We start from the raw sequence: 19,715 nt of genomic DNA on the forward strand, positions 1-19,715 counted from the left end.
ATGTCCAACAACAGTATGCCTTTCAACCTCAACGCGCTGACGGCGGCCGCCAGCAAGGCAGTGCCGCGCGTGCTGGTGACGGTGGCGCAGGTCGCCGGCTCGGCGCCGCGCGAACCGGGCGCCAAGATGCTGATCACTCAGTATCACGCCTTCGACACCATCGGCGGCGGCCATCTTGAAATGGTCGCCACCGATATCGCCCGCGAAATGCTGGCCATGCCCGCCGGCGACGTCCATGCCGAGCGTCGCCTCGAACGCTTCCCGCTCGGTCCCAGCCTGGGGCAATGCTGCGGCGGCGTGGTGCACCTGGCGTTTGAACGCATCATGCCGGAAGCCGGCGAACACTTCGGCGCGCTGGCCCGCCGCTGGCGCGATGGCCAGGACAGCTGGCGCCTGGTGCCGCTGGACTGCGCCGAGCCGGCCAGCATCTACGACGCAGCCGGCGTCCACCTGTCCGGACCCGGCCCGGCGATGCTGGCCCGTCCCGGTCCCGGCATCGACTGCAAGGTACGCATCGACGATTTCGGCCACCGCTGGCTGATCGACTCCTGCCTGCCCTACCGCCCTCGCCTCTATCTGTTCGGCGCCGGCCACGTCGGCGCCGCCATCGTGCGCGCGCTGGCCGAGCTGCCATGCCAGGTGGTGTGGATCGATGAACGTGACGACATGTTCCCGCCGGTGCTGCCGGCCAACGTGCGGGTCGAAGCGACCGACACGCCGGAAGCCGTGGTCGAAGAAGCGCCGGCCGGTGCCTCCTTCCTGGTACTGACCCACAGTCACGCGCTGGACCAGCAGTTGTCCGAACATATCCTGCGCCGCACCGACTTTACCTGGTTCGGGCTGATCGGCTCGAGGACCAAGCGCGTGTCGTTCGAACGCCGCCTGCAGGAACGCGGCATTCCAGCCGCCCGCATGGCCGACATGACCTGCCCCATCGGTCTGCCCGGCATCCACGACAAGGCGCCGGCCGTCATCGCCGTCTCGGTGGCCGCGCAGTTGATGCAGGTGTGGGAAGCCGCGGCTCTGACTCCGGCGGAGATTAGTGTTAAAATCGACGCATCCGCTACTCTCGAAACATCGGAACTCAGCACATAATGCGCGATCTGATTCTCTCTACATTGCCTGCAGCCTGGGCGCCCTCACTCTCCGGCAGCGCCGGGGCGGGAGCGCGTCATCGCCTCTCATTGATCTAGCCGTCGCGCTAGTTTAAATCCACAAAACGTACAGCCGGTGTGGCGCCATGCGCCCGCCTTAACCGCCGACGACCATGTCAGTCGCGCCGCGAATTGCGCGCGCGTCAACTGCCGTCCGCAAAAATCGAGGAATCAAATCATGGCAAGCATCATCACCCAAAGCGGCAACTTCCAGGCATATCGCGCCAGCCTTCTCCACTTCAGCGACGATCCGGCCTACCAGGCCAACGCCTGCCTGTGGCACGAAGACGGCCTGTTGATCGTCAACGACGGCAAGGTCCACCTGGCCGGAGACTTCAGCCAGCTGATCGGTTTCCTGCCGAAGGACACGCCGCTGCACGACTACCGCGGCAAGATCATCATGCCCGGCTTTATCGACACCCATGTGCACTATCCGCAGACCGACATGATCGCCTCGCCCGCGCCCGGCCTGCTGCCATGGCTGGAGAAATATACCTTCCCGACCGAGCGAAAATTCGCCGATCCGGAGCACGCAGCCAACGTCGCCAGCTTCTTCCTCGATGAACTGACCCGCTGCGGCACCACCACCGCCATGGTCTACTGCACCGTGCATCCGCAATCGGTGGACGCCTTCTTCACCGAGAGCGAAAAACGCAACCTGCGCATGGTCGCCGGCAAGGTGCTAATGGACCGCAACTGTCCCGACTTCCTGCAGGACACCGCCGAAAGCGGCGCCCGCGAAACCGAAGACCTGATCAAGAAATGGCACAAGCGCGGCCGCCAGCTGTACGCGATCACGCCGCGCTTCGCTCCGACCTCCACCGAGCAGCAACTGGAGCTGGCCGGCGCGCTGGCCAAGGCCTATCCGGACACCTTCCTGCAAACCCACGTGGCGGAAAATACCGATGAAGTGGCCTGGGTCAAATCGCTGTTCCCCAACGCCCGCAGCTATATGGACGTGTACGACCACTTCGGCATGATGCGTCCGCGCTCGATGTACGCCCATTGCATCTGGCTCGACGACACCGACCGCGCCCGCATGGGCGAGACCCAGTCGGCGATCTCCGTCTGCCCTACCTCCAACCTGTTCCTCGGCAGCGGCCTGTTCGACTTCGAGCGTGCCTTTGCGAAGAGGGTCCCTTTGTCGCTGGCGACCGACGTCGGTGGAGGTACCTCGTTCTCGATGCTGCAGACGATGAACGAAGCCTACAAAGTGGCACGCATGGGCGGTACCTACCTGCAGGCGATGCGCATGTTCTACCTCGCCACCTTGGGCGGGGCCCGCGCGATGCAGCTGGAAGGCACGATCGGTAACTTCGTGCCCGGCGCCGAGGCCGACTTCATCGTCCTCGATCCGAAGGCGACGCCACTGCTGGCACGCCGCACCGAGCGCACCGATTCGATCGAAGAGCTGCTGTTCGCCATCGCCATGCTGGGCGACGACCGCGCCATCTCCGCCACCTACGCCGCCGGCAGCGTCGTGCACCAGCGCCAGGACTAAGCGGATGAACAAGGACGAATGGCAGGCACGCGTCGATCTCGATATGCCGCCGCACGAAACCTGCCTGAAGACGCATCGGCAGCTGCTGGGAGACGGCAGCCCGGACGGACGCCTCGAATGGCCCGCGCTGCTCCGCAAACTGGATAAACTGAGCCCGAACTATCGCTCCTGAAAGGAAGCACCATGCCGACTATTAACGTACAACTGTTTGAAGGCCGCACGCTGGAGCAAAAGCGCGCATTCGTCAAAGCCGTCACCGAAGCCACCGTGCAGACGCTGGGCGCGTCGGCCGAATCGGTCGACATCATCATCCACGAGTGCAAGCGGGAGAACTGGGCCACCGCCGGCAAGCTGTGGTCCGAGCAGGACTAAAATCGGGTAGGATAGCGCCATGAAACGGCGTACCTTATTCAACCTGGCACTGGCACTTGGTTGCACGCCTGCTTCCGTCCTGGCGGCGGAAAGCCGGCAATTGCGTGTAGTCACCGCACACCTGCCGCCGCTGGTCCTCGAGAACGGCGGCGACAGACCCGGTGCGCTGTACGAGCTGCTGATGGAATTGTGCAAAAGGATGAGGCTCGAGCCCAAGGTGGACTTCTTCCCATGGAAGCGCGCTCAGTTCCTGGCGACGGCCATGACGGCCACCGTCATTTTTCCACTTACCCGCTTGCCGGAACGGGAGAACAAGTTCCGCTGGCTGGCGCCAATGTATGAAGAACATTATCTGTTCCTCGCGCCACGCAACGGCAAATTCGATATCCAGCATCCGGAATTGATGAAGTCCGCACGCATCTCCACGTTGCGCGGCGCCGGCCAGGCCCTGATGCTGCAGGACCTGGGCTATCACAACCTGATCGAAGCCAGCTCGATCGAGGAAGTCCATCGCTTTCTTCTCCAGGGCATGGCCGATGCGGCATTCGGGGAGCGCTTCATTATTCAGAGTTCGCTCAGAAGCCGCAACGCCGAAAAGGATTTCCAGGTCAGTCCACCGGTACGCAGCACCACCGCGTGGCTGGCCGGATCGCTGGACTTCGACGACGCTGCCGCCCAGCAGTTCCAGCGTGCGAAGGCGACGATGGATGCCGACGGTACGTCGCAGCGCATCCTCGCCAAATACGGGCTGGCGTAATACTTACAGGCTGCCCAGGCCAACGAGGGTGCTCCGCACAGCGACGTCGAGCGGCGTGCGCGGCTCCACGCCCAGCATCTTGACCAGCCGGCGGTTGGACATCTGCACCGGCTGCCGCCACAGATAGCGCATCTCGCGCAGTTCGCGGAACACCGTCACAAACGGCGACGCCAGCGACAGCAACCACCAGGGGAAAGCACTTGCCTTCAGCTCCGGCCGGCGGGCGGCGCGCGCGATCGCCGTGACCATCTGCGTACCGTCGGCATCCCAGTGGCCTTCCATCTGATAGCGCGCGAAGGTCTCCAACTGATCGTCCTTCTCGATCAACCGCACCATCGTCTCCGCCACGTCAGGCAGATAGGCCCATTGATGGCCGATACCCACGCTGCCGGGATAACTGATCGCCGTCAGCGGCTTGCCGGGTTTGACCAGGCCCTGTGCGAACCAGCTGTTGCCCGCTTTCGGCCCGAAAAAGTCTCCGGCCCGTACGATCAAGGTGCGCACGCCTTCGGCGGCCGCCGCCTGCAAGTGTGCCTCCATCTGCACGCGGATCGCGCCTTTGCGAGTGACGGGATTCTGCGGCGACTCCTCGTCGATGAGGGGGAACGCATCGGGGCCGTAGTTGTAGACGGTACCGGGCAGCAGGATGCGCGCGCCGCTGGCGCGTGCCGCGGCGATGGTGTTGTCTATCATCGGCAGCACCAGCGCGCCCCAGTTCCGGTAGCCCGGCGGATTCACCGCGTGCACGATCAACTGCACACCCTGCGCGGCGGCGATCACGTCCTGGCGGTTCATCGCGTCGCCGGCCAGCCATTGCAGGCCGTCGCCCTGCTTTGCCGCGCTGAGCGGAGCGCGGTGCAACGCCTTGACCGTCCAGCCGCGCGCCAGCAGCAAACGTGCCACTTCGCCGCCGATACCGCCCGTCGCGCCCAATACCAATGCTGTCTTTTCCATGGTGTTCTCCGTGTGGTGAGTTGATGTAGCCAGTGTGGGCCAAACGGAGTTAAAAGAAAATTACCTAAATTCGCATAGGCGCTATACAATTTCGTATGACCGAACCAAACTGGGACTTATATCGATCCTTTCTCGCCGTGCTGCGCGAGGGATCGCTGTCGGGCGCCGCCCGCGCGCTGGGCCTGACGCAGCCGACCGTCGGCCGCCACATCGAGGGCCTGGAGCACGCATTGTCGCTATCGCTGTTCACCCGTTCGCAGACGGGTTTCATTCCGACCGAGGCCGCCCATGCGCTGCGCTCGTATGCCGAAACGCTGGAAGCCACGTCTTCCGCGCTGCTGCGGGCGGCGTCGGGGCTGGGGCATGGAGAGATCAAGGGAACGGTAAGGGTTACGGCCAGCGACGTGGTCGGCGTCGAGGTACTGCCGCCGATATTGGCGCGGCTGACGCGACACCACCCCGGCATCACGATCGAGCTGACGACCTCCAACCGCATCGAAAACCTGCTGCGGCGCGACGCCGACATCGCCGTGCGCATGCAGCGTCCGGACCAGGATGTGCTGGTGGCGCGGCGTATCGGCAACATCGACCTGGGCTTCCACGCACGGCGCGATTATCTCGAGCGTCGCGGCACTCCGCTCAGTTGGCAGGACATGGTCAACCACGCGCTGATCGGTGTGGACCGCGAGACGGCGTTCACCCGCAAGCTGCAGCATCTGCTGGGCGACCTGAAAGACAACACCTTCGCTCTGCGCAGCGACAGCGACCTGGTACATCTGGCCTCGATCCGCGCAGGGCTGGGCATAGGCATCTGCCAGGTCCGGTTGGCCGAGCGCGATCCGCAACTGGTGCGCGTGCTGCCCGACCTGCTCACCATCCCGCTCGACACCTGGCTGGCGATGCATGAAAACCTGCGCAGCAATCCCGCCTGCGCCACCACCTTCGCCGCGCTGGCCGACGGGTTGACCGAGTATGTCAATGCCGCTTAATACCGCTTAGCATTACCCAGGTCGCCAGGATGAACGGCAGCGTAAAGTATGGGAGCGAGAGGCCGCCGAGGGCAATGGATAGCGCCATGCTCAGCGCTACGCCCGCCATGCGCAGATGCAGGCGGCACTGCCGGCTGCCTAATGCCAGCATGGCGAGTGTGCTGTTGATGCCGGCGCCGGTGGCGTGGACTGCGATGCCGCTGTCGGGCCATGCCGCCGCAGCGGCAATGAACGTGAGCCAGGATATGGATGCCGCCCCGAGCGCCGACATGGCCAGATGCCAGTCGCACCGGGACATCGCGGCCCACAGCAGCATGCCCAGCGGCGCGAGGCCGATAAAGGTCGCCTGGCTCAATGTGCAAAACAGATAGTTCAATGGGGCGCTGCCGCAGCTGGAATCGCCGGGCAGCGGCGATGGCTGCAAGCCGAAGTTTTGGCCTATTGCCATGGCCAGCCACATCATCAGGACAAACGGCAGCGTCAATGGCGGGATGCGCAGGCGCTGCATTACCTGCGTCAGCGCGGCGGTCAGCAGACCGCTGGCTGCGATCCAGACCAGCAGCGCGCCATCCAGCCGATACGCGGCGCACAAGCCGATGCCGGTCAACGCGCCGTTGAAACTGTATATACCGTTATGACGGTTTTCCGGCGGCAGCCGCATCGCCCATGCCGCAAGCGACGCGGAACTGACGCCGAGCGCGCAGCCCAACGCCAGTGCCGGTGCATTCAAGTACAGGCAAAGCAGCAGTACCGTGCCAAATATTGGCGAAGCCTGAAAGTAGATCTGCCCTATTCCGACCAACTGGCGCTGCAATATCAAGGGAACCGCAGCGCCACGAGACGACGATAGAATCACGCCGCGACAGACTCGTCGGTCGGCCATATCTGCGCGATGCGCAGCAGGTTGGTGCTGCCCGGCTGGCCGAACGGCACGCCCGCCGTGATCGCGATCTGGTCGCCCGGTTGGCCGAAGCCTTCACGCAGCGCCGCCTGGCAAGCCGCCGCCACCATCCGATCGACATTGCGCACGTCTGGACTGACCGTCGAATGCACGCCCCACGCCAGCGCCAGGCGGCGCGCCGTCGACAGGTTCGGCGTGATGCTCAGGATAGGCGCCGTCGGCCGCTCGCGCGCCGCGCGCAGGCTGGTGTGGCCGGAACTGGTGTAGGTCACGGTCGCCACCGCGCCGACGATCTGCGTCACGTCGCGCAGCGCCGAGCAGATGGCGTCGCCGCTGTTGGGCATTGGCGCCTGGTTCTGCGCGTCGATCATCTGACGGTACAACGGATCCTTCTCCACTTCGCAAATGATGCGGTTCATGATCGACACCGCTTCAACCGGATACGCGCCGCTGGCCGATTCGGCCGACAGCATCACCGCGTCCGCGCCGTCATAGATAGCACTGGCGACGTCGGACGCCTCGGCGCGCGTCGGCACCGGCGTGGAGATCATCGACTCCAGCATCTGCGTGGCGATGACGATGGGCTTGCCCTGCTGGCGGCAGGCGCGCAGGATGCGCTTTTGCACGCCCGGCACGCACTCCGGCGGCAACTCGACACCCAGGTCGCCGCGCGCCACCATGATCGCATCCGACACCGCCACGATCGCTTCCAGCGCATCCATCGCCGCAGGTTTTTCCAGCTTGGCCAGCAGCGAAGCGCGGTCGCCAACGATGGCGCGGGCCTGCAGCAAATCCTCGGGCCTCTGCACAAACGACAGCGCGATCCAGTCCGCGCCCATCTCCAGCGCGAAGTCCAGGTCGCGCAGATCCTTGGCGGTCAGCGCGGGAATCGGCAGCACCACGTCGGGCACATTGACACCCTTGCGATCCGACAGCACGCCGCCATTGACGACGCGGGTGCGGATGACGCGGCGGCCCTCGTTGGCCAGCACCGCCAGCCGCACCTTGCCGTCGTCCAGCAGCAGCGACTGGCCGGCGTCGATCACCTCGAACAGCTCCGGGTGCGGCAGGCAGACGCGCTGCGCATCGCCCGGCGCCGGATCGCGGTCCAGCGAGAATTCCTGACCAGCCTCCAGCTTTACCTTGCCTTCGGCGAACTGGCCCACGCGCAGCTTGGGTCCCTGCAAATCGGCCAGGATGGCGATGGGCCGGCCGACGCTGCGTTCAATCTCGCGCACGATGTTGCAGCGCGCCTGGTGGTCCTGATGGGTGCCGTGGCTGAAGTTAAAGCGGAACACATCGGCACCGGCCTCGAATAGCGCCAGGATGGCTTCCCTGGAGCTGCTGGCCGGGCCGAGCGTGGCCACGATTTTGGCCTGACGTTGACGTCGCATTGGGTATTCCTTATCTACAGAATTAAAACGGCACGGAAGTCGTTGACGTTGGTGCGGGTCGGGCCGCTGACCACCAGGTCGTTCAAGGCGCTGAAGTAGCCGTAGCCGTCGTTGTTTTCCAACAGCGTCTTGGCGCGCAGCTTCTGCGACAGGCCGCGTTCCAGCGAATCCGGTCCATACAGGGCGCCGGCGTTGTCTTCCGAGCCGTCGATGCCGTCGGTGTCACAGGCAACCGCATGGATGCCGGGATGGCCTTCCAGCGCCACCGCGAGACTGAGCAGGAACTCGGCGTTGCGTCCGCCGCGACCCGAGCCGCGCACCGTCACCGTGGTTTCGCCGCCGGAGATGATGACGCAGGGCTTCTGGAACGGCTGGCCGCGGGTCGCCACCTGCCGCGCCATCGCCGCGTGCACGATGGCGACGTCGCGCGATTCGCCCTCGATGCCGTCGGACAGGATGTATGGCGTGATGCCGGCCGCGCTGGCATGGGCCGCAGCCGCTTCCAGCGCGTCCTGCGCGATGGCGATGACGTGATGGCTGTTGCGGGCGAAGCGTGGATCGCCGGGTTTCGGCGTTTCGCCGGCGCCGGATTCCAGGTGCTCGCGCACGCTGTCGGGAATGGCGATGTCGTACTTGCGCAACACCGCCAGCGCATCGGCGCAGGTGGTCGCGTCGGGCAAGGTCGGGCCGCTGGCGATGATGCCGGGATCGTCGCCGGGCACGTCGGAAATCAGCAGCGTGACCACGCGCGCGGGGGCGCAGGCCAGCGCCAGGCGTCCGCCTTTGATCGCCGACAGATGCTTGCGCACGCAATTCATTTCGGAGATCGCCGCGCCGCTGCGCAGCAGGGCCTTGTTCAGCGCCTGCTTCTGCTCCAGCGTGATGCCGGGCGCCGGCAGCGCCAGCAGCGATGAGCCGCCGCCGGAGATCAGGCACAGCACCAGGTCGTTCTCGCTGAGGCCCTTGACCATCTCCATCATGCGGCCGGCCGCCGCGCGGCCCGCTTCGTCCGGCACCGGATGGGCCGCTTCGACCACTTCGATACGCTCGCAGTCCACGCCATGTTCGTAGCGCGTGACGACCAGGCCCGAAATGTCGCCCTTCCAGTGCTGCTCGACGGCGCGCGCCATGGCGGCCGCGCCCTTGCCTGCGCCGATGACCAGCGTGCGGCCGTTCTTCGGCGGCTCCGGCAGGTACGCGGGCAGGCATTTTTCCGCGCTGACCGCGTTCACGGCCGAGCCGTAAAGGTCAAGCAGGAATTGGCGTGGATTGAAGGTGCTCATTACGCCTCGGCGATCTGGTGGTTGGACATGATTTCAATCGCGCGGCACAGCGCCGAGTGGTCCATGCCGCCCAGGCCGTTGGCGCTGCAGGCGTTCATCAGTTCCTGCGCCATCGCGGTATTCGGCAGCGACACGCCCATCGCCTTGGCGCCTTGCAGCGCCAGGTTCAGGTCCTTCTGGTGCAGCTCGATGCGGAAGCCGGGATTGAAGGTGCGCTTGACCATGCGCTCGCCGTGCACTTCCAGGATGCGCGAGTTGGCGAAGCCGCCCATCAGCGCGGAGCGCACCTTGGCTGGATCGGCGCCTGCCTTGGAGGCGAACAGCAGCGCTTCGGCCACGGCCTGGATGTTCAGCGCGACGATGATCTGGTTGGCCACCTTGGTGGTCTGGCCGTCGCCGTTGCCGCCGACCAGCGTGATGTTCTTGCCCATCAGTTCAAACAGCGGCTTGACGATTTCGAACGCCGCTTCCGAACCGCCGACCATGATGGTCAGCGAGGCCGCCTTGGCGCCCACTTCGCCGCCGGACACCGGCGCGTCCAGGTATTCGCAGCCCAGCGCATTGATCTTCTTGGCGAAGGCCTTGGTTTCGATCGGCGAAATCGAACTCATGTCGACCACGATGGTGTTCGGACGCAGGCCCTTGGCCACGCCTTCGTCGCCGAACAGCGCGTTGGCCACGTGCGGGGTGTCCGGCACCATGATGATGATGATGTCGGCGCGCGCCGCCACTTCCGCCGCCGAGGTGCACACGGTGGCGCCGGCTTCGATCAGGTGGAACGGCGGGTTCTTGATGTCGTGCAGGTATAGTTTGTGGCCGCCGTCCAGCAGGTGCTGCGCCATCGGTGCGCCCATGATGCCCAGACCAATAAATCCAACTCGAGACATGATATTTTCCTTTGTATGATGTGGTTTAAACGCCAGCTTCAGAGGCCATGCGCCGCACGCCAGCCCAGTCCTGCTTCGGTGGTCGTGCGCGGCTTGTACTCGCAGCCGATCCAGCCGTCGTAGCCGGCCACGCTCAGCTGGTCGAACAGGTAGCGGTAGCCGATCTCGCCGGTGCCCGGCTCGTTGCGGCCCGGGTTGTCCGCCAGCTGCACGTGACGGATCAGCGGCAGGTGCTTCTTGATGGTGTTCGTCAGTTCGCCCTCCATGCGCTGCATGTGATAGATGTCGTACTGGATGAACAGGTTGTGCGAACCGGTGGCCTCGATCAGTGCCGCCGCCTGCGCCGTATTGGTCAGGAAGAAGCCTGGAATGTCGAAGGTGTTGATCGGCTCGACCAGCAGGCGGATGCCCTCGTCCTTCAGCGCGTCGGCGGCGAACTTCAGGTTCTCCACCAGCACCGACTGCGCATCCTGCCGCGTCACGCCGGCCGGCACGATGCCGACCAGGCAGTTCAGCTGCTTGACGCCCAGCTCCTTGGCATAGGCGATCGCGGTCCAGACGCCGTCGCGGAACTCCTGCACGCGGTCCGGATGGCAGGCGATGCCACGCTCGCCCGCTTCCCAATTCCCGGCCGGCAGGTTGTGCAGCACCAGTTCCAGCTTGTTGGCCTTCAGCAGTCCGGCCAGCTCACCGGCGCTGTACGGATACGGGAACAGGAACTCCACCGCCTTGAACCCGGCGCGGGCCGCCGCCTCGAAGCGCTCCAGGAACGGCACTTCGGTGAACAGCATGGTCAGATTGGCTGCAAGTTTGGTCATGTGATTGCTCCTTAGTCCATCAGCGTGACGGCGGTTGGCGCGTCGGCGGCGCTCAGGGCCAGTTCTTCGAACTCGTTGATCTTGTCGATGTCGGTGCCCATGGCGATGTTGGTCACGCGCTCCAGGATCACCTCGACCACCACCGGCACGCGGAACTCTTCCATCCACTTGTTGGCCTGCTCGAAGGCGGCCGGCAGGTCGTCGGCATTGGTGACGCGGATCGCCTTGCAGCCCAGGCCTTCCACCACGGCGACGTGATCGACGCCGTAGCCGTTCAGTTCCGGCGCGTTGATGTTCTCGAACGACAGCTGTACGCAGAAGTCCATGTCGAAGCCGCGCTGCGACTGGCGGATCAGGCCGAGGTAGGAGTTGTTCACCACCACGTGCAGGTAAGGCAGCTTGAATTGCGCACCGACGGCCAGCTCTTCGATCATGAACTGGAAGTCGTAGTCGCCGGAGATCGCCACCACTTTGCGCTTCGGATCGGCCGCGGCCACGCCCAGCGCCGCCGAAATGGTCCAGCCCAGCGGACCGGCCTGGCCACAGTTGATCCAGTGGCGTGCGTTATACACGTGCAGGAACTGCGCGGCGGCGATCTGCGACAGGCCGATGGTGCTGACGTAGCAGGTGTCGCGGCCGAAGGCCTTGTTCATCTCTTCGTACACACGCTGCGGCTTGACCGGCACCTGCTCGAAGTGGGTCTTGCGCTGCATGGTGCGCTTGCGTTCATTACATTGGGACACCCAGGCCGAGCGGTCTTTCAGCTTGCCGGCGGCTTTCCATTCGGTCGCTACTTCGATCATCAGCTTCAGCGCGGCGCCTGCGTCGGAGACGATGCCGAAGTCCGGGCCGAACACGCGGCCGATCTGGGTCGGTTCGATATCGATGTGGACGAATTTACGGTCCTTGGTGTACACCTCGATGGTGCCGGTGTGGCGGTTGGCCCAGCGATTGCCGATGCCGAACACGAAGTCCGACGCCAGCAGCGTGGCGTTGCCGTAGCGGTGGCTGGTTTGCAGGCCGACCATGCCGACCATCAGCTTGTGGTCGTCCGGGATCGCGCCCCACGCCATCAGCGTCGGGATCACCGGCACGCCGGTCAGTTCGGCGAACTGCACCAGCAGGTCGGCAGCGTCGGCGTTGATGACGCCACCGCCGGCGGTGATCAGCGGCGCTTCGGCGTCGTTCAGCATCGTCAGCGCTTTTTCGATCTGGGCGCGGGTGGCTTTCGGCTTGTACGGCTCCAGCGGCTGGTAGGTGTCCGGATCGAATTCAATCTCGGCCATCTGCACGTCGAACGGCAGGTCGACCAGCACCGGGCCGGGACGGCCGGAGCGCATGATGTGGAAAGCCTGCTGGAACACCATCGGCACCAGCGCCGGCTCGCGCACGGTGACGGCCCATTTTGTGACCGGCTTGGCGATCGATTCGATGTCGACCGCCTGGAAATCTTCCTTGTACAGGCGGGCACGCGGCGCCTGGCCGGTAATGCAGAGGATTGGTATGGAATCTGCTTGGGCCGAATACAAACCGGTGATCATGTCGGTGCCGGCCGGGCCGGAGGTGCCGATGCAGACGCCGATGTTGCCGGCCGTGGCGCGGGTGTAGCCTTCGGCCATGTGCGAGGCGCCCTCGACGTGGCGAGCCAGGATGTGCTTGGCACTACCCTGCTTCTTCAATGCCGCGTAAAATGGATTAATCGCGGCGCCCGGAACACCGAATACCTGGTTCACGCCCTCTTTTTCCAAAACGATTGCTGCTGCCTGCGCTGCTGTCATCCGTGCCATGCTGGTCCCCTGTCAGTTGAGTATTGAAGTCAATGGAGCCATCGTAGCGGGAAAGAAGCGCTGTGATAAGAAGACAAACTCTCGCTTTATTCGATACCCACAATATCGAATAAGTATGGAATAATCGGGACATGGACAAACTTACGCAAATCGAGGCCTTCGTCGACGTGGCCGAAAAGGGCAGCCTGGTACGCGCGGCGATGGGGCAGCACATCACGCCCGTCATGCTGGGCAGGCGTATCGATGCGCTGGAAAAAAGGCTGGGCGTGAAGCTGATGCACCGCACCACGCGCCATCAGACGCTGACCGAACAAGGCATGCTGTATCTGGACCATTGCCGCAAATTACTAGCGGATCTGGGCCATGCGGACCGCATGGTGTCGGAAGGCCGCCACCGCGCCACCGGCCACCTGACCGTGTCGGCGCCGGCGGCGTTCGGCCGCAAGCACGTGGCGCCGCATGCGGCGGGCTTCGTGCGCGCGCATCCGGACGTGCAGATTTCGTTCAACCTGACCGACCGCGTGGTCGACCTGGTCAGGGACGGTTATGACGTGGGCATCCGCATCGGCGGCGTGATCGATCCGAGTTTTGTCGCCGTCAAGCTGGCCAGCAACCGCCGCGTGGTGTGCGGCACGCCGGAATACTTCGAGCGCAACGGCATACCGCGCACGCTGGACGACCTGGCCGACCACAACTGCCTGGCCTTCAACCTGCAAGGCGGGCAGCAGCGCGGCTGGTACTTCCAGGTTCAGGGCAAGCAGGTGACCGTGCGCGCGGACGGCAATTTGAACTGCAACGACGGCGAACTGCTGCACCGCTGGGCCACCGAGGGACTGGGGCTGGCATGGCGCTCGTCGTGGGAAATCCAGTCGCAGCTGGCGTCGGGAGAATTGATCACCGTGCTCGATGATTATGCGCTGCCGCAGTACGACATCATGGCCGTCTATCCGCAGCAGCGCCACTTGCCGGCCAAGGTCCGCTTCTTCATCGACATGCTAAAGGAGATTTACGCGCGGCCGGACTACTGGTTGATCAGCTAGATGGTCAGCTGGAGAACCAGCCGAGTTTTTTCCGCGCGCCCAGCACGGCCAGGCCGGCGCCCAGCATCAGCCAGGTAGTCGGTTCCGGCACCGGCTGGGGAGGCGTATTGTCCGCGATCCAGTCGCCGCCGGCCTGGAATTCCGCCACCGAATAGTGATCGTCGCCGTAGGCGGATATGCGGAAGGCGCGCGCCTCGATCGACGTCGACAGCAAGCCGCCGTACAAATTCTGCCCCTGTTCGGCCCTGTCGGTTTCGACCGTCGTCAGACTCCGCCAGACGCTTGCGCGGTCGAGGAATTCGATGCGGTAGTCGTCGTTATTATCCGCTTCCAGCACCAGGCTGCTGACGGAGGCGAGATGCGACAGCGTGATCGTCACGCCGCTGTCGAGGCCCGACCAGTACACCGATCCATAATTCCACTGCTGCCCGAGCGGCGTGAACGTGCCGTCGGTGACGCTGTCCAGCGATGCCATGCCGCCGCCGTACTGCGCGCCGGCCGAATCGCCGATGCCCGGGCCATAGGCGGCAACCTGGGCCAGATAGGCCACGTTGGTGTCGGCGCTGGCGTGGGCCGTGAACGTCAATGCGGCGAGTGCCGCAATTAGTGAAATTTTCATATTTGTCTTAATTAGCGCAGTGAGGCGACATGGCGTTGACGGCGCATCTCGTCCTGCATCTGCATGGTTACCCGGGCGGCCTGCAGCGTTCCCGCGTCCAGACCGATGGTTTTACGTTGCAAAGGGCGCGGCAGATCGGCCCAGACGCTGCGCGGCAGCGAAGCCCGCACGATGCCTGGCGATACGTGCTCGACGCCGTCGTCCGGCCTGGCCGCCACGCCGCCGGTGTTGATGGCGATACCCACGCTGCCATCGTCACTGGTGGCTTGGCGGCTGGAGGCCGGGCATTCCTGGTCGGTGAACAGAATCACGCCATCGGGGCCGACGCAGCGATTAACTGCGGCAGCGGAGTACGCGCTGGAGGCGACCAATGCCGCGCAGGCAAACAGTTGCATCAGTCGTAGGGAGGTGTTCATGATCAGTCCTTTTTAACAAGTAAATTGATTTTCTCGCAATTTTTCAAGTTAATCTGTGCGGCCGCGCACGCAGAGCATCAGTCCGTTTGGCGCCGTGGTTTTTCCGCCTCGGGTACAATGTCGGGATGAAAGCCATACTTCTTATCCCTGCACTCCTCTCCATGGCGCACGGCTACGCTGTCGCCGACTCCGTCCCCGATCACGGCTGGAATAATTCCGCCGAACTGGGCGCCATCTCCACTTCAGGCAACACCGTCGGCACCTCGGTCACCGGCAAGCTCGATGCCAAGCAGGAGCGGCCCGACTGGAGCAACGAATACATCCTGGCCGGCTATTTCAAGGACGAACAGGTCACGCAAGCCGACGGCGAAAAGGTGCGCGAGCGCTCCGCCCAGCGCTACTCGGCATCCGCCAAGGCCGCGTACAAGCTGCTGCAGGACCACGACAAACTGTTTGCGCTGGCCACCCATGTGAACGACAAGTTCGGCGCCTACACGCGCTATTCCACCGTCGGCGTCGGCTACGGCACCGAGGCATACAAGACGCCGGAAAGCACGCTGGATGTGGAAATCGGCCCGGGCTACTTCAGCGGCGCGCGCTCCACCGGCGAGACCGAGAGCGGCCTGACGGTGCGCGGCGCGGCCAATCTGAAATGGAAGCTGAGCGACAGCGCGCAGTTCACGCAGAACCTGAGCGTCGAACGCGGCACCTCGAATATCCACTCGCTGGCAGAGACGGCGTTGCGCACCAAAATCAACAGCACCATGCAGATGAAGGCCGCCTTCAGCGTGCGCAACGACACCAACGTACCCGAAGATAAAAAGAACACCGATACACAGACCTCGGTAACACTGGTCTACTCTTTCTAAACACGTCCATACTATTCATGAACACTCCACGCATTTTCGGTACGCCGCTGTCCCCCAACGCCACCAAAGTCATGCTGCTCGGCTCCGGTGAGCTGGGCAAGGAAGTCATCATCGCGCTGCAGCGTCTGGGCGTCGAAGTGATCGCCGTCGACCGCTATCCGAATGCGCCTGGCCACCAGGTCGCACATCGCGCCCACGTCATCAACATGGCCGACGGCGCCGCGCTGGCCGCCCTGATCGAACTGGAAAAGCCCGACCTGATCGTGCCGGAAATCGAGGCCATCGCCACCGACACGCTGGCCGCGCTGGAACAAGCCGGCAAGATCACCTGCATCCCGACCGCGCGCGCCGCCCAGCTGACGATGAACCGCGAAGGCATCCGCTGCCTCGCTGCCGAAACGCTGGGCCTGGCGACGTCGCCGTACCGCTTCGCCAGCAGCCTGGCGGAACTGGAAGCGGCCACCGCCACCATCGGATTCCCGTGCGTGATCAAGCCGGTGATGTCCTCGTCCGGCAAGGGCCAGTCCAAGATCGACAGCGCCGCCGAAGTCAAGGCCGCGTGGGATTACGCCGCGGCCGGCAGCCGCGTCGATTCCGGCCGGGTGATCGTTGAGGGCTTCATCGACTTCGACTACGAAATCACGCTGCTGACGGTGCGCTCCATCGGCGCCGACGGCCAGGTCGAAACCCAGTTCTGCGATCCGATCGGCCATGTGCAGGTGCAAGGCGACTACGTCGAATCGTGGCAGCCGTGCCGCATGAATCCACTGGCGCTGGCGCGCGCGCGCGACATCGCCCAAAAAGTCACCGGCGACCTGGGCGGCCTCGGGCTGTTCGGCGTGGAGTTGTTCGTCAAGGACGATATGGTCTGGTTCTCGGAAGTGAGCCCGCGTCCCCACGACACCGGCATGGTGACAATGGCGACCCAGTTGCAAAGCGAGTTCGAACTGCACGCAAAGGCCATCCTCGGCCTGCCGGTCAATGTCGCGATGAAATCGCCGGGTGCGTCGGCGGTGATCTACGGCCAGCACGAGGCGGCCGGCATCGCCTTCGAAGGCGTGGCGGAAGCGCTGCGCGTGCCGGGCTCCGACATCCGCCTGTTCGGCAAGCCGGAATCGTTCGCGCGCCGCCGCATGGGCGTGGCGCTGGCCACCGCCGACGATGTCGACACCGCCCGCGCACGTGCCAAGGAAGCGGCGGCGAAAGTCCATCCTGTACTGGCCAGGTAAAAAACTCTGCGCTCCACTGTTGGCGGCGCTACTGGCAGCGCTGCCGGCAGTGCCGGCGCATGCCGAAGCGCCGCTGGTGCTGGCGTTCGATGAACTGCTGCCGTGGAAGACCGAAGACAACGGCGTCTACGGCGGTGCCTACACCGAGATTGTCCGCGAGCTGGCCAGGCGCAGCGGCCTGGCGCTGGATATCCGCAACTGCCCGCTGAAACGCTGCCTGCTTATGCTGGAACAAGGCAGCGCCGACATCATCATCGGCCTGCGCGAAACCCCGGAACGCAAGGCCTATCTGCACTTCCTGCACACCCCCTATCGCGAACATGGCGCCGACCGCGTGTTCTACGTGCGCGCCGGCCGACAGACCGTCATCCGGGGCTATGCGGACTTGGCGCAGCTGCACATCGGCGTCAAGCTGGGCGCGGAATACTTCGAACGCTTCGACCAGGACAAGAGCCTGAAAAAGGAAGCCGTGAAGGACATGGAAGCGAACTTCCGCAAGCTGGCGCTGGGCCGCATCGACGCGGTGCTGATACCGGAGGACCAGGGCGAAGCGCTGATCGCCGACCTGCACCTGGAGGGGCGCCTGGAGAAGGCGCCGTACCGCGTGCCCGATCACGATGCTCAGCGTTCCATCGCGGTCTCGCGCAAAAGCGTGACACCGCAGCGGCTTGAGGTACTGGAGCGCGCCATGCGCGACATGGCCAGGGACGGCACGCTGGCCGCGCTGTACAAGCGTTACTACTACGACGCGTATCACATCCCCGCCACCAACGTCCAGATCAAATAAGTTCTACATCTGTTTGAACAGGTCCACGTAGTTGCGGCTGACGACCAGCTGCTCCGGACGGTCCTTCAGCTGAACCATCAGGCGCCCGCGAAAGTCCTGGCGGGTGCCTGCCACGTGCTTCGCCGCGACTATCACGCTGCGGTGGATCTGCCAGAACTGCTGCTCATCGAGCTGTTCTCGCAGCTTGCTGATCGGCGTGCGGATCAGGCTCTCGCCGTCGGCCAGGAACACACTGGTGTACTTGTCGTTGCTCTGGAAGTAAATCACTTCGTCGATGGAGATCAACCGGGTTTGATCGCCCTGCGAGGCCCGTATCCATTGCAGATTGGGCGCCGGGGCGGCCGCAGCCACCGCCGCGCCACTCAACTGCTGCAGCAACGCCTGCAGCGTGGCCGCCGAAATCGCCGCCGTAGCGGACGATGCGGCCGGCGCCGCCAGCTTGCCCTTCAATTTGGCCACGGTCTTGGCCAGCCGTTCCTCGCTGGCCGGCTTGAGCAGGTAGTCCACCGCCGAATGCTCGAACGCCTCCACCGCATACTGGTCGAAGGCGGTGACGAACACGATCAGCGGCGGCCTGGCGCCGGCCACCAGCCGTGCCGCCACGTCCAGCCCCGTCATGCCGGGCATGCGGATATCGAGGAAGGCTACGTCCGGCGCCTCCTCGTCGATCAGGCGCAGGGCTTCGAGGCCGTTGGCGGCCTTGGCGATCACCCGCAGCTCCGGCCACGCGGTTTTCAGCTGGGTTTCCAGATAGTCGCGCAGATGCTCTTCGTCGTCTGCGATCAGGGCGCGGGGAGTATTGATATCGGACTCGCTTTCAAAGGCAGCATCAGGCGCACCGTCATGCCGCAAGGTTGATTTTCCAATAATTCTACCCGAGCCGCGCCGCCATACAAACTGCGCAGGCGCTCGCGCAGGTTGCTCAGGCCCACGCCGCCGCCCGGCTTGGCCGATGCCGTCTCCTGCAGGCCGACGCCGGTGTCGCTGATCTGCAGGCATAGCCAGGCGCCCTCGACGCGCGCGCTGACGACGATCTCGCCGCCCTCCACTTTCGGCTCCAGGCCATGAGAGATGGCGTTTTCCACCACCGGCTGCAGCAGCATCGGCGCGATGGCGAACTGCCGCAGTTCGTCCGGCAGCTCGATGCGGTAGCGCAGGCGTTCGCCCATGCGCACCGCCAGCACGTCCAGGTAGGCGGCGACCAGCCTGGTCTCCGTGCCCAGCGTGGCCTCCTCGCTGCGGCTGGACGCCAGGCTGGCGCGCAGATAATCGATGAAGCGCTCCAGCATGTGCTGGGCCTGCGCCGGCTTCGGTCCGATCAGGCTCACCACATTGGCCAGCGTGTTGTACAGGAAGTGTGGCTCGATCTGCGCCTGCAGCGCGCGCAGGCGCGCCTCCGCCAGCAGCCGCGCGGTCGACGCCATCAGCTCCTTCTGCCGCGCCTCGTCAAGCGCGCGTTCGAGGCGCTTTTCAGCGGAGCCGCGCACCCAGTACATCACCAGCGCGATCGCCACCGCCAGCACCAGCGATTGCAGCAGCACGCTGCGGTTGGCCAGCAATTCGAACGGATTCTTCCCGCTCAACAGCGCGTTGCCCAGGCCTAGTCCCAGCAGGACGCTGGATCCCACCAGGCAGATGCTGAACATCAGCCGCGGCAGGCCCCTCATGCGGCTCGACCGGCCGTCCGTCAGGGAACTGGCCAGCATCGAGCCGCCGTGTATCATGAAGCCGATCAGGTTGGAGATCAGCAGCATCGGCAGCAGATAGCCGAGCAGCGGCTTACGGTCGTGCAAGAACGCGATCTCCACCGCGGTCAGCAACGTGCCAAGGCCGCAGCTCCAGATCAGCGTGTACAGCAGGTTGCGCCGCATCGACGGCGGCCAGCGCCGGAAGAACGGTATCAATTCCAGCGGGTGGCCCAGCGGCGGCATGCTGCGGTTATTCATAATGGTGTCCAT

21 protein-coding genes are annotated in these 19,715 nt (G+C 64.5%); 10 read left to right on the forward strand and 11 right to left on the reverse strand.

Annotated features, from left to right (window positions below; translation table 11 throughout):
• From xdhC to ACSQ3S_RS19125, 5 genes are all read left to right on the forward strand, one after another.
• Positions 1 to 1,095: a xanthine dehydrogenase accessory protein XdhC gene (xdhC, locus tag ACSQ3S_RS19105; RefSeq protein WP_436143435.1), complete on the forward strand. Its 1,095-nt coding sequence runs from the start codon at positions 1 to 3 to the stop codon at positions 1,093 to 1,095.
• 237 nt (positions 1,096 to 1,332) lie between these two features.
• Positions 1,333 to 2,655: a guanine deaminase gene (guaD, locus tag ACSQ3S_RS19110; RefSeq protein WP_413447259.1), complete on the forward strand. Its 1,323-nt coding sequence runs from the start codon at positions 1,333 to 1,335 to the stop codon at positions 2,653 to 2,655.
• A gap of 4 nt (positions 2,656 to 2,659) precedes the next feature.
• Positions 2,660 to 2,827: a hypothetical protein gene (locus tag ACSQ3S_RS19115; RefSeq protein ID WP_436143436.1), complete on the forward strand. Its 168-nt coding sequence runs from the start codon at positions 2,660 to 2,662 to the stop codon at positions 2,825 to 2,827.
• Between the two features lie 11 nt (positions 2,828 to 2,838).
• Entirely contained in the window at positions 2,839 to 3,027 is a 189-nt protein-coding gene (locus ACSQ3S_RS19120; protein WP_353398646.1) for a 4-oxalocrotonate tautomerase, read from the forward strand.
• Between the two features lie 19 nt (positions 3,028 to 3,046).
• Positions 3,047 to 3,784: a substrate-binding periplasmic protein gene (locus ACSQ3S_RS19125; RefSeq protein WP_436143437.1), complete on the forward strand. Its 738-nt coding sequence runs from the start codon at positions 3,047 to 3,049 to the stop codon at positions 3,782 to 3,784.
• A 3-nt stretch (positions 3,785 to 3,787) separates the two neighbouring features.
• Here the strand turns inward: ACSQ3S_RS19125 and ACSQ3S_RS19130 are convergent, their stop codons facing one another.
• Positions 3,788 to 4,738, reverse strand: coding sequence for an SDR family oxidoreductase (locus tag ACSQ3S_RS19130; RefSeq protein WP_436143438.1), 951 nt, complete (start codon positions 4,736 to 4,738; stop codon positions 3,788 to 3,790).
• A 95-nt stretch (positions 4,739 to 4,833) separates the two neighbouring features.
• Here ACSQ3S_RS19130 and ACSQ3S_RS19135 point away from each other — a divergent pair, with 95 nt between their 5' ends.
• Positions 4,834 to 5,727 carry a LysR family transcriptional regulator gene (locus ACSQ3S_RS19135; RefSeq protein ID WP_436143439.1) on the forward strand — a complete coding sequence of 298 codons (894 nt, stop codon included), beginning with the start codon at positions 4,834 to 4,836 and terminating at the stop codon, positions 5,725 to 5,727.
• On the opposite strand, the gene ACSQ3S_RS19140 is transcribed toward ACSQ3S_RS19135, so the two are convergent.
• The 6 genes from ACSQ3S_RS19140 to gcl are packed head-to-tail and all read right to left on the reverse strand — an operon-like array spanning position 5,714 to position 12,797.
• Positions 5,714 to 6,547, reverse strand: coding sequence for an urea transporter (locus ACSQ3S_RS19140; RefSeq protein ID WP_436143440.1), 834 nt, complete (start codon positions 6,545 to 6,547; stop codon positions 5,714 to 5,716). The two genes, ACSQ3S_RS19135 and ACSQ3S_RS19140, sit on opposite strands and share 14 nt — an antisense overlap.
• A 32-nt stretch (positions 6,548 to 6,579) precedes the next feature.
• Positions 6,580 to 8,022, reverse strand: coding sequence for a pyruvate kinase (pyk, locus tag ACSQ3S_RS19145; RefSeq protein WP_436143441.1), 1,443 nt, complete (start codon positions 8,020 to 8,022; stop codon positions 6,580 to 6,582).
• Positions 8,023 to 8,036: 14 nt separating this feature from the next.
• Entirely contained in the window at positions 8,037 to 9,305 is a 1,269-nt protein-coding gene (locus ACSQ3S_RS19150) for a glycerate kinase type-2 family protein (protein WP_176650773.1), read from the reverse strand.
• A complete protein-coding gene (locus ACSQ3S_RS19155) occupies positions 9,305 to 10,228 on the reverse strand; it encodes a 2-hydroxy-3-oxopropionate reductase (protein WP_353399240.1) in 924 nt (307 codons plus the stop codon). The genes ACSQ3S_RS19150 and ACSQ3S_RS19155 overlap by 1 nt, the downstream gene beginning before the upstream one ends.
• A 2-nt stretch (positions 10,229 to 10,230) precedes the next feature.
• A complete protein-coding gene (gene hyi, locus ACSQ3S_RS19160; protein WP_436143442.1) occupies positions 10,231 to 11,010 on the reverse strand; it encodes a hydroxypyruvate isomerase in 780 nt (259 codons plus the stop codon).
• Between the two features lie 11 nt (positions 11,011 to 11,021).
• On the reverse strand, positions 11,022 to 12,797 hold the full coding sequence (gcl, locus tag ACSQ3S_RS19165) for a glyoxylate carboligase (protein WP_176650770.1): 1,776 nt from the start codon (positions 12,795 to 12,797) through the stop codon (positions 11,022 to 11,024).
• 131 nt (positions 12,798 to 12,928) lie between these two features.
• On the opposite strand from gcl, the gene ACSQ3S_RS19170 reads away from it, so the two are divergent.
• On the forward strand, positions 12,929 to 13,837 hold the full coding sequence (locus ACSQ3S_RS19170; RefSeq protein WP_176650769.1) for a LysR family transcriptional regulator: 909 nt from the start codon (positions 12,929 to 12,931) through the stop codon (positions 13,835 to 13,837).
• 4 nt (positions 13,838 to 13,841) lie between these two features.
• On the opposite strand, the gene ACSQ3S_RS19175 is transcribed toward ACSQ3S_RS19170, so the two are convergent.
• Together ACSQ3S_RS19175 and ACSQ3S_RS19180 are read right to left on the reverse strand one after the other, a co-directional pair.
• Complete coding sequence (locus ACSQ3S_RS19175; protein ID WP_436143443.1) at positions 13,842 to 14,456, reverse strand: PEP-CTERM sorting domain-containing protein; 615 nt, start codon at positions 14,454 to 14,456, stop codon at positions 13,842 to 13,844.
• An 11-nt stretch (positions 14,457 to 14,467) separates the two neighbouring features.
• Positions 14,468 to 14,872, reverse strand: coding sequence for a DUF4124 domain-containing protein (locus tag ACSQ3S_RS19180; protein WP_436143444.1), 405 nt, complete (start codon positions 14,870 to 14,872; stop codon positions 14,468 to 14,470).
• A gap of 161 nt (positions 14,873 to 15,033) precedes the next feature.
• Between ACSQ3S_RS19180 and ACSQ3S_RS19185 the strand changes: the two genes are divergently transcribed.
• The 3 genes from ACSQ3S_RS19185 to ACSQ3S_RS19195 are packed head-to-tail and all read left to right on the forward strand — an operon-like array spanning position 15,034 to position 17,757.
• Positions 15,034 to 15,741, forward strand: a complete 708-nt coding sequence (locus ACSQ3S_RS19185) for a DUF481 domain-containing protein (RefSeq protein ID WP_436143445.1) — start codon at positions 15,034 to 15,036, stop codon at positions 15,739 to 15,741.
• A gap of 17 nt (positions 15,742 to 15,758) precedes the next feature.
• Complete coding sequence (gene purT / locus ACSQ3S_RS19190) at positions 15,759 to 16,970, forward strand: formate-dependent phosphoribosylglycinamide formyltransferase (RefSeq protein WP_436143446.1); 1,212 nt, start codon at positions 15,759 to 15,761, stop codon at positions 16,968 to 16,970.
• A 19-nt stretch (positions 16,971 to 16,989) separates the two neighbouring features.
• Entirely contained in the window at positions 16,990 to 17,757 is a 768-nt protein-coding gene (locus ACSQ3S_RS19195) for a transporter substrate-binding domain-containing protein (protein WP_176650764.1), read from the forward strand.
• A 3-nt stretch (positions 17,758 to 17,760) separates the two neighbouring features.
• On the opposite strand, the gene ACSQ3S_RS19200 is transcribed toward ACSQ3S_RS19195, so the two are convergent.
• Positions 17,761 to 18,519, reverse strand: coding sequence for a LytR/AlgR family response regulator transcription factor (locus ACSQ3S_RS19200; RefSeq protein WP_436145052.1), 759 nt, complete (start codon positions 18,517 to 18,519; stop codon positions 17,761 to 17,763).
• Between the two features lie 20 nt (positions 18,520 to 18,539).
• The gene (locus tag ACSQ3S_RS19205) at positions 18,540 to 19,703 is read right to left on the reverse strand and encodes a sensor histidine kinase (RefSeq protein WP_436143447.1); all 1,164 of its coding nucleotides are present in this window, start codon (positions 19,701 to 19,703) and stop codon (positions 18,540 to 18,542) included.
• Positions 19,704 to 19,715 lie beyond the last annotated feature (12 nt).

The organism is Duganella sp. LjRoot269 (genome assembly GCF_964254095.1).
Lineage (GTDB): Bacteria > Pseudomonadota > Gammaproteobacteria > Burkholderiales > Burkholderiaceae_D > Rugamonas > Rugamonas hordei.